Origin of the sequence: Tsuneonella rigui, from assembly GCF_003958625.1 — a bacterium.
GTDB classification, from domain to species: domain Bacteria; phylum Pseudomonadota; class Alphaproteobacteria; order Sphingomonadales; family Sphingomonadaceae; genus Tsuneonella; species Tsuneonella rigui.
This window is the reverse complement of the sequence record NZ_RSEL01000005.1, coordinates 395531-407036: the sequence shown is the minus strand read 5'-3', so window position 1 is coordinate 407036 and position 11506 is coordinate 395531. Positions and strand designations below refer to the sequence as shown.

General features: G+C 67.3%; 12 protein-coding genes. 9 read left to right on the top strand and 3 right to left on the bottom strand.

Going from position 1 to position 11506, the window contains the following annotated elements; genetic code table 11:
* Nucleotides 1-3 precede the first annotated feature (3 nt).
* From ELY12_RS02725 to ELY12_RS02700, 6 genes are all read left to right on the top strand, one after another.
* Entirely contained in the window at nucleotides 4-366 is a 363-nt protein-coding gene (locus ELY12_RS02725; RefSeq protein ID WP_126175157.1) for a hypothetical protein, read from the top strand.
* Complete coding sequence (bioB, locus tag ELY12_RS02720) at nucleotides 363-1379, top strand: biotin synthase BioB (RefSeq protein WP_126175156.1); 1017 nt, start codon at nucleotides 363-365, stop codon at nucleotides 1377-1379. Before ELY12_RS02725 ends, bioB begins: the two co-directional genes overlap by 4 nt.
* Nucleotides 1380-1721: 342 nt before the next feature.
* Complete coding sequence (locus ELY12_RS02715) at nucleotides 1722-3884, top strand: acetyl-CoA carboxylase biotin carboxylase subunit (RefSeq protein WP_126175155.1); 2163 nt, start codon at nucleotides 1722-1724, stop codon at nucleotides 3882-3884.
* On the top strand, nucleotides 3884-4255 hold the full coding sequence (locus ELY12_RS02710) for a tRNA-binding protein (protein ID WP_126175154.1): 372 nt from the start codon (nucleotides 3884-3886) through the stop codon (nucleotides 4253-4255). The genes ELY12_RS02715 and ELY12_RS02710 overlap by 1 nt, the downstream gene beginning before the upstream one ends.
* On the top strand, nucleotides 4255-4704 hold the full coding sequence (locus tag ELY12_RS02705; protein WP_126175153.1) for a DUF488 domain-containing protein: 450 nt from the start codon (nucleotides 4255-4257) through the stop codon (nucleotides 4702-4704). Before ELY12_RS02710 ends, ELY12_RS02705 begins: the two co-directional genes overlap by 1 nt.
* A 115-nt stretch (nucleotides 4705-4819) precedes the next feature.
* A complete protein-coding gene (locus ELY12_RS02700; RefSeq protein ID WP_126175152.1) occupies nucleotides 4820-5068 on the top strand; it encodes a hypothetical protein in 249 nt (82 codons plus the stop codon).
* Here the strand turns inward: ELY12_RS02700 and ELY12_RS02695 are convergent.
* The 3 genes from ELY12_RS02695 to ELY12_RS02685 are packed head-to-tail and all read right to left on the bottom strand — an operon-like array spanning nucleotide 5065 to nucleotide 7498.
* Nucleotides 5065-5835: a cyclase family protein gene (locus ELY12_RS02695; RefSeq protein WP_126175151.1), complete on the bottom strand. Its 771-nt coding sequence runs from the start codon at nucleotides 5833-5835 to the stop codon at nucleotides 5065-5067. The two genes, ELY12_RS02700 and ELY12_RS02695, sit on opposite strands and share 4 nt — an antisense overlap.
* The gene (aroB, locus tag ELY12_RS02690) at nucleotides 5832-6938 is read right to left on the bottom strand and encodes a 3-dehydroquinate synthase (protein ID WP_126175150.1); all 1107 of its coding nucleotides are present in this window, start codon (nucleotides 6936-6938) and stop codon (nucleotides 5832-5834) included. The genes ELY12_RS02695 and aroB overlap by 4 nt, the downstream gene beginning before the upstream one ends.
* Nucleotides 6929-7498, bottom strand: a complete 570-nt coding sequence (locus tag ELY12_RS02685; protein WP_126175149.1) for a shikimate kinase — start codon at nucleotides 7496-7498, stop codon at nucleotides 6929-6931. The genes aroB and ELY12_RS02685 overlap by 10 nt, the downstream gene beginning before the upstream one ends.
* Nucleotides 7499-7729: 231 nt before the next feature.
* On the opposite strand from ELY12_RS02685, the gene ELY12_RS02680 reads away from it, so the two are divergent.
* The 3 genes from ELY12_RS02680 to ELY12_RS02670 are packed head-to-tail and all read left to right on the top strand — an operon-like array spanning nucleotide 7730 to nucleotide 11443.
* The gene (locus ELY12_RS02680; protein ID WP_126175148.1) at nucleotides 7730-9592 is read left to right on the top strand and encodes a hypothetical protein; all 1863 of its coding nucleotides are present in this window, start codon (nucleotides 7730-7732) and stop codon (nucleotides 9590-9592) included.
* Nucleotides 9593-9608: 16 nt separating this feature from the next.
* The gene (locus ELY12_RS02675) at nucleotides 9609-10484 is read left to right on the top strand and encodes a tyrosine recombinase (protein WP_126175147.1); all 876 of its coding nucleotides are present in this window, start codon (nucleotides 9609-9611) and stop codon (nucleotides 10482-10484) included.
* Between the two features lie 11 nt (nucleotides 10485-10495).
* Nucleotides 10496-11443 carry an acetyl-CoA carboxylase carboxyltransferase subunit alpha gene (locus ELY12_RS02670; protein WP_126175146.1) on the top strand — a complete coding sequence of 316 codons (948 nt, stop codon included), beginning with the start codon at nucleotides 10496-10498 and terminating at the stop codon, nucleotides 11441-11443.
* Nucleotides 11444-11506 lie beyond the last annotated feature (63 nt).

Sequence of the window (11506 nt, the reverse complement as noted above, 5' to 3'; positions counted from 1 at the left end):
ACAGTGACCGACGACGAGGAACCGGTATCGGCCTCCGAGCGCGACGGGCTTGCGCGCGTGTACGATTTCTTCAAGTTCCTGACGACTCTGTCGCTGATCTCAATCGGCGGCGTATTCGGGCTTATTAACGGGCATAACGGCACGAACATCGGCAAATGGATGATCCTGCTGACCGTCGCGCTGCTCGGCCTGGCGGCGATCACCAGCTTTGCCGCGCTGACCACGATCACCACCGCGGAGATGAAAGCGAAGGCTGCCGACCCGCCGCTGCTGAAGCAATTGCTGATGTCCCAGCATATCGCCAGCGGGCTGCTTTCGGTCGGCGTCGGCGCGTTTCTCTATGCATTCCTGAAGGTCCTGCCATGACGATGATCCGCACCGACTGGACGCGCGAGGAGATCGCCGCGCTGTTCGACCTGCCGTTCACCGAGCTGCTGTTCCAGGCGGCGAGCGTGCACCGCGCGAACCATCCGCCCGAACAGGTCCAGCTTTGCACCCTGCTCAGCATCAAGACCGGCGGCTGCCCGGAGGATTGCGGATACTGCTCGCAGTCGGTGAAGGCCGACAGCGGCGTCGCGGCGACCAAGCTGATGGACGTGCAGGCAGTGCTGCAATCCGCCGCGCAGGCGAAGGACCACGGTAGCCAGCGCTTCTGCATGGGCGCCGCCTGGCGCAATCCCAAGGACCGCGACATGCCCGCGATCGTCGAGATCGTGAGGGGCGTGCGCGCGATGGGGCTCGAAACCTGCATGACGCTCGGCATGCTGACGCCGAAACAGGCGGACATGCTCGCCGAGGCTGGGCTCGACTACTACAACCACAATATCGACAGCAGCCCCGAATACTACGAGCGGGTGATCACCACCCGCACGATGGGCGAGCGGCTCGACACGCTCGCCAACGTGCGCGCTTCCGGCATCAACGTGTGCAGCGGCGGGATCGTCGGCATGGGCGAGACGCGCGATGACCGGGTCGGCTTCATCCACACGCTCGCCACCCTGTCGCAGCATCCCGAAAGCGTGCCGGTCAACGCGCTGGTGCCGGTCAAGGGCACCGTGTTGGGCGACATGCTGGCGGACACCCCGCTCGCCAAGATCGACGACATCGAGTTCGTCCGCACCGTGGCGGTGGCGCGCACTACGATGCCGCTGTCGATGGTGCGCCTCTCCGCGGGTCGCGAGAGCATGAGCGAGGCGACCCAGGCGCTGTGCTTCCTCGCCGGCGCGAACTCGATCTTCACCGGCGACAAACTGCTCACCGCGCCCAATGCGGGCGACGACAGCGACGCGGCGCTGTTCGCCAAGTTGGGGCTGACGGCGCTAAAGGGCGATGAGCCGCTGCGGGCGGCGAACTGCGGCGCGATGGAGCCGGCCGCGTGACCAACATCCACCTACCTCGTCGCCCCGGACTTGATCCGGGGAGGTGCTTCTCTTTTCGCGCTGCGACCGAAGGAAGCACTATGCCCGATCAAGTCCGGCATGATGGACTAGGGCTGCCGCGATGAGGCCTCTCGGATTCCTGGCTGTAAGTATTGCCTACGCCGCGGCCGCGACGTTCGTCTGGATGCAAATTCTTTTGCAGTGCGGATTGGGGCCGGACAGTCCCGTTGCTTGCAACCAGCGAGCGGATGATCAGGCGTTCTGGTTTTTACTTGGCGCGGTCGCTCTCTACGTAGTCTTTTCAATCTACATCTGGCGCCGCAAGCGCGCAAAGGACTGACAATGTTCTCCAAAATCCTCATCGCCAACCGCGGCGAGATCGCGTGCCGGATCATGCGGACGGCAAAGCGCATGGGTATCGCGACGGTCGCGGTCTATTCGGACGCCGACGCGCGCGCGCCGTTCGTGCGGATGGCGGACGAGGCGGTGCACATCGGCCCGGCGCCGGCGGCGGAGAGCTATCTCGTCGCCGACAAGATCATCGCCGCGTGCAAGCAGACGGGCGCAGAGGCGGTGCATCCGGGCTACGGCTTCCTGTCGGAACGGACCAGCTTCGCCGAGGCGCTCGCCGCCGAGGGGATCGCCTTCATCGGACCGCCGGTGAACGCGATCGCGGCGATGGGGGACAAGATCGAATCCAAGAAGCTCGCCAAGGAAGCCGGCGTCAACGTCGTCCCCGGCTTCGTCGGCGAGATCGAGGATACCGAGCACGCGGTGCGCATCTCGGCCGAGATCGGCTACCCGGTGATGATGAAGGCCAGCGCCGGCGGCGGCGGCAAGGGCATGCGGCTCGCCTACAACGAGACCGACGTGCGCGAGGGCTTCGAGAGCGTGAAGCGCGAGGGGCTGAACTCGTTCGGTGACGACCGCGTGTTCATCGAGAAGTTCATTCTCAACCCGCGCCACATCGAGATCCAGGTGCTCGGGGACAAGCACGGCAACATCGTCTATCTCAACGAGCGCGAGTGCAGCATCCAGCGCCGCCACCAGAAGGTGGTCGAGGAAGCGCCGAGCCCGTTCGTCACCCCCAAGATGCGCAAGGCGATGGGCGAGCAGTGCGTCGCGTTGGCCAAGGCCGTGGGATATTACAGCGCGGGCACGGTCGAGCTGATCGTCAGCGGCGCGGACCCGACGGGGGAGAGCTTCTACTTCCTCGAGATGAACACCCGGCTGCAGGTCGAGCATCCGGTGACCGAGGCGATCACCGGCGTCGACCTGGTCGAGCAGATGATCCGCGTGGCGGCGGGCGAGAAGCTGCCGTTCGCACAGAAGGACATCGGCATCGACGGCTGGGCGATCGAGAACCGCGTCTATGCCGAAGACCCCTATCGCGGGTTCCTGCCGAGCACGGGGAGGCTGATCCGCTATCGGCCGCCGGAGGCGCGGTACCGTCAGGCACCGTTCCCCTCTCCCCTTGAGGGAGAGGGAGGAGCGCCGTCAGGCGCGGAGGGAGAGGGGTTCGCCGCGCAAGCGGCGGCTGGCGCCGCCGACCCCTCTCCCAAACCTCTCCCTCAAGGGGAGAGGGCTAAGTCCGCATACATCCGCGTCGATGACGGAGTCGCCGAAGGCGGCGAGGTCAGCATGTTCTACGACCCCATGATCGCCAAGCTGGTGACCTGGGCGCCGACCCGCGACGAGGCGGCCGACCTGCAGGTCCAGGCGCTCGACAACTTCCGCATCGACGGGCTGGGGCACAACGTCGACTTCCTCTCGGCGATCATGCAGCACCCGCGCTTCCGCTCGGGCGAGCTCACCACCGGGTTCATTGCCGAGGAGTATCCCGAAGGCTTCCACGGCGCTGCCACCAGCGAGGAGGTGCGCCGAACGCTCGCCGCGGTCGCCGGCGCGCTCGCCACCGCCGACGCCGACCGGGCGCGTAGGATCGACGGGCAGCTCGCCGAGGACGATGACGTCAACGGCGAGTGGGTGGTGCGCATCGACGGTCACGATCACGCAGTGAGCCTGGAAGACGACGCGATTACCGTCGATGGGCAGCCGGTCGCGATCGCGCTCGAATACACGCCGGGCGACCGGCTGGTCGAGGTCGAGCTCTACGGCGAGGACGCCGACGACGACGAGGCGGAGCCGGTCGCCAGCTACGGCATCCAGCTCGCCCCGCGGCGCTGGGGTTACCGGATGACCACGCGCGGCGCGCAGCACGAGGTGCGGGTGCTGCCCGCGCACATCGGCCACCTGGCCCAGCACATGATCGAGAAGGTGCCGCCGGACCTCTCCAAGTTCCTCATCTGCCCGATGCCCGGCCTGCTGGTCGCGCTCCACGTGGGCGAGGGCGACACCGTCCAGCCCGGCCAGCCGCTCGCCACCGTCGAGGCGATGAAGATGGAGAATATCCTGCGCGCCGAGAAGACCGGCACGGTCGCCAAGGTCAACGCCAAGCAAGGCGACAGCCTCGCGGTCGACGAGGTGATTCTGGAGCTGGAGTGATGCACGTCGCCCACGCCGCTGATGCGCCGGCCGCTGAGGAGATCGCGTTCGACGATTTCCTCAAGGTCGATATCCGCATCGGGACCATCGTCGAGGCGGAAGAGTTTCCCCAAGCGCGCAAGCCGTCGTACCGGCTGAAGATCGATTTCGGCCCGGCGATCGGGGTGAAGAAGAGCTCGGCGCAGATTGCGACCAACTATGCGCTCGGCGAACTGCCGGGGCGGCAGGTGGCGGCCGTGGTCAACTTTCCGCCGCGCCAGATCGGACCGGTGATGTCCGAAGTGCTGACGCTCGGCTTTGCCGATGCAGCGGGCGAGGTCGTCCTGTTCGCCCCCGACGTGCACGTGCCCAACGGATCGCGGCTGTTCTGATGCCGACGATCTACACCATGGGTTATGAGGGCGTGACCCAAGCCGCGGTGATCGACGCGCTGAAGGACGCAGGTGTCGAGCTGCTCGCCGACATCCGCTTCCTGCCCCTATCGCGCCGACCGGGATTCTCGAAGTCGAGCCTCAAGGCGGCCGCCGAGGAAGCGGGCATCGCCTACCGCCACTTCAAGCAGCTCGGCACACCCGCCGAAGGGCGTGAGGCGGCGCGGCGGGGCGATCACGCGGGACTGGCGCGAGTCTATGCCGGCCAGCTCGAACTGCCCGAGGCGATGGCGCAGATGGGCGAACTGCGCGAGATCGCCGAGGGCCAGCGGGTCGCTCTGCTCTGCTACGAACGCGATGCGGCCGAATGCCATCGGTCGTTGCTGTTCGACGCGTTGTTCGAAGGCTTCGGACGCGTCGATCTGGAGCCGGAAACGCTTGTGAAGTGAACCGTTCCGCCGCGGGGCGGGTTGCGCGAATCGTGGTAAATCCGCTGGCGCGCGGCGCGGCTTCGCGAGACTCTCCGCTGTCCGGGTCCATCACGGACCCGCGAGGAGAGCGACGATGGCTCACAAGGGAACCGGCTTCTTCGACGGCCGCGGTCACTTCTTCAAGACGCCCGACGAGGCGACGATCAGCGATCTCGCGGCCTTGCTGGGCCGCATCGGCGACGGCGACAGCCTGGCACCCGGGATTGCGCAGATCCTGCTCAGCCGCCGGGATGAACTCGACCGCCTGTTCGCAGAACATGACGAGATGATGCGCGACGCGGCCGCCAACGTGGCGCCGATCCGCTCGCGCCCAGCGGCCTAGTCCTCGATCAGCGCGACCGCCCGGATCCACCCGGCGCTGGCGCGCTCGATCTTGACCGGGAAGCAGCTCAGCGTGAACCCGTACGCCGGCAAGGCGGCGAGGTTGGTCAGCTTCTCGATCTGGTAATACGGGCGGATGCGTCCGGCCTTGTGGCCCTCCCAGATGATCGACGGGTCGCGGGTTTCGGCCCAGCGCTTGGCGGTGTGGCTGAACGGCGCGTCCCAGCTCCACGCATCGGTGCCGACCACTTCGACTCCGCGTTCGGTCAAGAACAGCGTCGCTTCCCCGCCAAGGCCGACGCCCTGATCGGTAAAGTTGTCGGTGCCGTAGACCGCGCCCGACTGCACCAGCACGATGTCTAGCGGCTTGAGTTCATACTCGATCCGCTCGAAGGCATGTTGAACCTCTTGTGCGGTCACGACATGCCCATGCGACAGGTGGCTGAAGTCAAGCTTCACCCCTGGTCGGAAGAACCGATCGAGCGGCGCTTCGTCGATGCTCGGGGCAGGGCTGGCGCCGGAATCGGTGGTCGAATGAAAATGCCACGGCGCATCCATGTGCGTGCCGTTGTGCGTGCTGAGCGTCAGTTGCTCGACCGCCCAGCCTTCGCCATCGGGCAGATCGCCCTTGGTAAGCCCCGGAAAGAACATGGCAATCTGCTTCCAGGTATCCTCGTGCGTCATGTAGGTGATCCGCGGGCGCATGATCTCGGGATCGGACACGACATCATTGGTGATCGGGATCGACAGGTCGACGAAGCGGGTCATCGGGCGAGTTCCTCGTGCAGGAACGCCGCCACATCTGCCAGATCGACATCGCGGGCCAGGAACGCCTCCCCGATCCCGCGCAGCAGGACGAAGGGCAGGGCGCCGGCGTCCATCTTCTTGTCGTGCAGCATGTGCTCGACGAGCGTGGCGCCGTCGCAGTTCAAACCCAGGGACGCGACTTCTGCCGGCAGGCCGGCGTCGCTCACAGCCGCTGCGACCTTGCTGGCGTCGCTGGCGTCCATCAGTGCCGCGCGGGCCGAAAAACGAGCCGCCAGAACCATGCCGAGCGCGACCGCCTCGCCATGCAACAGACGCTCGCCGAAGCCGGTCTGAGCTTCCAGCGCGTGACCGAAAGTGTGACCGAGGTTGAGCAACGCGCGGCGCCCCGTAGTCTCGCGCTCGTCCTCCGCGACGATGGCGGCCTTCATCGCCACGCTGGTGGCCACGGCGTGTTCGAGCGGTCCGTCGGCGAACGACAGGACTTCGCTCCCATGAACGCCCAACCAGTCGAAAAACGCGCGATCACCAAGCACCCCGTACTTGAGCACTTCGGCATATCCCGCGCCCAACTCACGTTCGGGCAACGTCCCGAGTGTCGCGAGATCGGCCAGCACAAGTGATGGCTGGTGGAATGCACCAACCAGGTTCTTGCCGGCCGAGGTGTTGATCGCGGTCTTACCGCCGACCGAGCTGTCGACTTGCGCAAGCAGCGTGGTGGGCACTTGTACGAAGCCGCACCCGCGCTTGAGGATGGCGCACGCGAAGCCGGTCAGGTCGCCAACAACACCGCCGCCGAACGCAATCACGTGGTCGCCGCGCTCGACTCCCTCAGCAAGGAGCCAATCCGTCAATGCGGCAAGCCCCGTCCAGCTTTTCGACCCCTCACCGGATTCGACGATATAGACCGAGGCAGAGCGATCGGTCTCCGCCAGACCCGCCTCCAGCCGCGCGCCATGCAGCGCCCACGCGTTTCGATCCGCCACCACCGGCACCGAAGCTTTCCGCAGGAACGGCGCCGCCAACTCACCCGCGCGTTCGAGCAGGCTGTGCCCGACCTCGACGGAGTAACTTCGCCCGGCGAGCGCGACGGGAATTACAGCCATCGGTCGATCGCCTCCAGGATGTGCAGCGCGGTATCGTATTGCGGGCCGTCGGCGCTGGTCACATGGATCGGCGCTTCGGCGTAGAACGGCTCGCGCTCGCGGCGCAGGCGGTCGAGGATTTCGGCCGGATCGCCATTGCGCAGCAGCGGTCGATCATCGCGCCGGCCGGTGCGCTGGACGAGCGTGGCGGTGTCGCAATCGATCCACACGGCGATCGCGCGCTCGAGGATCAGGGCACGCGTCTGCGGATTCACGAACGCGCCGCCGCCGGTGGCGATCACGCCGTGATGCTCTTCGATCAGCCGAGCAATTACGCGCCGCTCGCCATCCCGGAAATAGGGCTCGCCGAAGCGCTCGAAGATCTCCGCGATCGACATCGCCGCGGCATCGACGATCGCCTCGTCGGCGTCCACGAAATCAGCGTGCAACAATCCCGCGAGTTTACGCCCGACGGTCGACTTGCCCACCCCCATCAGGCCCACGAGCACCACCGAACGGTCGATCCGGCGCGCGATCGCGCCGATTTCGGCGGGGGTGAGGGCGGCGGTCGCAGAGCGCATTGCCGCCTCGCCTATAGATGGGCTAGGGCCTGCGCAACCGTGCGCGGGTACCCGCGCGGCGGCTGTGCTGATCGGTCGGAAGAGGGTCGCGTTCTTGGCAATGACGGGTAAGCGAATGGGATGGATCGCAGGCGCGCTGGTCGTGCTGCTGCTGGTCTACGCCTGGATCGACGGCGGCGAAGAAGCGCTGCATCCGATCAGCGAGCCGGTTGTAGTCCCGGAACACGCGCAGTGAAGCGTCTCGGCTTCCTCGCAGCGGGCGCGGCCTCGCTGGCGGTTGTGTCCGGCCTGGCGCTCGCGCAGAGCGCACCGCAGTCGATCCTGCCGCCGGGCTTCGACGAGCCTAAGCCCGCGCCGACACCGAGCCCGACCCCGCGCGCGACCGCGACCTCCTCGCAAACACCCGCGGCTGGACCGACGGGCGGCGCGACCTCGGTCCCGGTGATTCAGCCTGTTCCGGGCGGAGCATCGGCGCCCGTTCCAGCGTTGCCCAGCTTCGCCGGCAAGCTGCCGACGCTCGACCAGCTCGAGCGCATGTCGACCGACGAGCTCGACGAACTGCTGGGCTTGAAACCCAAGGTCGACATTCCCGCCGGGGCGCGGCGTTCGCTTGCCGAAGTCGGCGTACTCGCGCCGTCCGAAGGCGGATTGCCGACGTTCTCGCTTGCCAACCAGCCTGAGCCGCTCGTCCGCGCGGCACTCGCCGGTACCAAAGGTCCGCTGGTTTCGCGCTGGGGGCACATCCTGCTGCGTCGAGCGCTTGCCAGCCGGCTTGAGGCACCCGCCGGCATGGACCCGGTGGACTTCGCAGCATTGCGTGTGCGTGCGCTCAACGCGATGGGCGAATTCAGCGCGGCGAGGGCGCTGGCGCAGGACGTCGACACCTCGAACTGGAACCCCGCGCTGACCGCCGCCGCGCTCGATGCCTATATCGGCACTGCGGACCTCGTCGGAGCCTGCCCGGCGGTGCGCTTGCAGGGCGGCGTGCGCGAGGATGCGAACTGGCGCCTGCTGCAGGGCATTTGCGGCGCGTTCGCGGGCGAGGCCGCGCGGGCCAAGGCCGATATCAGCCGCGTGCGCTACCGCGGCCAGGCGGCCTCGATCGATGCGCTCCTCGCGCTGCGATACGCTGGTGCAGCGGGCGAGGGCCGCGGGGCGGTCACGATCGAGTGGACCGACGTCAACGAGCTGACCCCCATGCGCTTCGCACTGGCGAACGCGGTGGGCGAGCCGATCCCCGATCCGCTGCTCGACGGCGCTGGACCCTACTACAGCCGTGCTGCCGCCACGGCGCCCATGCTCGGCCTGCCGCGCCGGATCGCCGCATCGGAGCTGGCAGCGCGGGAGGGCATTCTGTCCTCAGCGGCGTTGGTCGATCTCTATTCCCAGGCCTATACCGAGGAAGACCTCGAAGGGCCCGCCGCGGCGCTCGCGATCCAGCTGCGCCAGGCATACGTCGGCGCGGACGCAGCCGCGCGGATGGCTGCGATCCGCGATATCTGGCGCGGGCAGGGCGGTGGGGTCATTGACTACGCCCGGCTTGTCCTGACCGCATTCGCCGCTGCCCGGCTGGAGCCGAGCGAAGACTTTGCCGACGACGCAGGCCCTCTGCTCGCATCAATGTTGGCGGCAGGCTTCGAGCGTGACGCGCTTCGCTGGGCGAACGTGGTGCCGCAGGGGAGCGCAGGCTGGGCACAGCTCGTGTTTGCCAATCCGGCTCCCGCAGGGTCAGTCTCGACCGGCGCAATCGATGATTTCGTCGACGACGATTCGAGTGACGACAAGCGCAAGTCCCAGTTCTTGGTCGCGGGTCTCGCTGGTCTCGGCCGGATCAATCAGGGCGATGTGTCGAGCTACTCGAGCGACCTCAAGATGGGCCTCGGCAGCGCAACCCGCTGGACCCGCGCGATCGACTCCGCTGCGGCAGTCGACAACCAGGCGCTGGTGACGTTCCTTGCGGGGCTGGGAATGCAGGGCACCGACTGGAAGCAGATGACCCCGCGCCACCTCTACCACATCGTCAGCGCGCTCAATCGGGTCGGGCTGTCGGCCGAGGCGCGGATGATCGCGGCGGAGGCGGTCGCGCGCGGGTGATCGCGCGGCGCGCGGCATGAGTGCGATCGACGATTTCCTCGCCATGCTCGCCGCCGAGCGGGGAGCGGCGTTGAACACCCTGGCCGCCTATCGCCGTGATCTGCAAAATGCCGAGGAGCACTTGGGCGATCTGTCCAAGGCCGATCGGGCGGCGCTGACGAAACTTGGCAACGCCTGGGCCGACCTCGCTCCGTCGAGCGTCGCGCGCAAGGCGTCCGCGTTGCGGCAGTTCTACGCCTTCCTGGCCGACGAAGGCGTGCGCGAGGACGATCCCAGCAGCGCGCTCCCGCGCCCCGCCACCCGCCGGCCCCTGCCGCGCATCCTCAGCCATGCGGAGGTGGAGGCGCTGTTCGCGAGGGCCGAGTTGGAAGCGTTCACCGACAGCCCCGCGGCCTTGCGCATGCTTGCTCTTCTGGAGCTGCTGTACGGTTCAGGACTACGCGCCACGGAGCTCGTTTCGCTCCCGCTGTCCGCAGTTCCGCGCGATGCGCCACTGATCACGGTCACGGGGAAGGGTGGGACCACCCGCATCGTGCCCATGAGCAGCGCTGCGCGGGCGGCCTTGTCGCGCTGGCTGGTGGTCCGTCCGCAGGGAAAGCACCTGTTTCCTTCGCGAAACGGCAAGCACCTCACGCGGGTCCGGCTTTTTCAGCTTCTGAAAGAGCTTGCTGCCCGCGCCGACATCGAACCCGAAAAGGTCAGCCCCCACGTACTGCGCCACGCCTTCGCGACCCACCTTCTCGAAGGGGGAGCGGACTTGCGGGTGCTGCAGACGCTGCTGGGGCACGCCGATATCGCGACCACGCAGATCTACACCCATGTGGATTCCGCGCGGCTGGTCGCGCTGGTCAACGAGCGGCATCCGCTTGCGCGCGCGCGCCGGGGGGACTAGCTGCCTTGCCGATGCAGTCCTACCTCGAATTCGAGAAGCCGGTCGCCCAGCTCGACCAGCGCATTGCCGAGCTTCGCGCCGCGTCCGAGGGGGACGAGGTGGATATCTCTGCCGAGCTCGCGCGGCTCGAGGCGAAGAGTGCGGAGTTGCTCGCGACGACTTACGCGGCGCTGACGCCCTGGCAGAAGACGCAGGTCGCGCGTCATCCTTCCCGGCCGCACTTTCGCGATTACGTCGCGCACGCTTTCGAAGAGTTTGTGCCGCTCGGCGGGGATCGCCTGTATGGGGACGATCAGTCGATCATCGGCGGTCTCGCGAAGCTGGGCGAGCGCAAGGTGGTTCTGATCGGCCACGAGAAGGGCCACGACACCGAGACCCGTATCCGCCACAACTTCGGCATGGGTAAGCCCGAGGGCTATCGCAAGGCGATCCGCCTGATGGAACTCGCGGGCAGGTTCAACATCCCGGTGGTGACGCTGGTGGACACTTCTGGCGCGTTCCCTGGCATCGAGGCGGAAGAGCGCGGTCAGGCCGAAGCCATCGCGCGGTCGACCGAAGCGTGCCTCGCGCTGCCGGTACCAATGGTGGCGGTGATCGTGGGCGAGGGCGGCTCCGGCGGCGCGGTCGCGCTGGCGAGCGCCGAGCGGGTGCTGATGATGGAGCACGCGGTCTATTCGGTGATCAGCCCGGAAGGATGCGCCTCGATCCTCTGGCGCACCGCGGAGAAGGCACCTGAAGCGGCCGAGGCGATGAAGGTGACTGCGCAGCATCTCGAACGGCTCGGCGTGATTGACCGGATCGTGCCCGAGCCGATCGGCGGCGCGCATCGGGATCCCGCGGCGGCCGCACGAGCACTCGGCACGGCGATCGGAGACGAGCTCGACACGCTCGCCCAGATCGCTCCCGAGCAGCTCCGGCGCATGCGCGAAGATCGTTTCCTGGCGATCGGCGCCAACTGACGCCCGCCCTCCTTGCGAGGGAACCAAGCTCGCGGCGAGCGGGTTTCCATGGCCACAGAACGA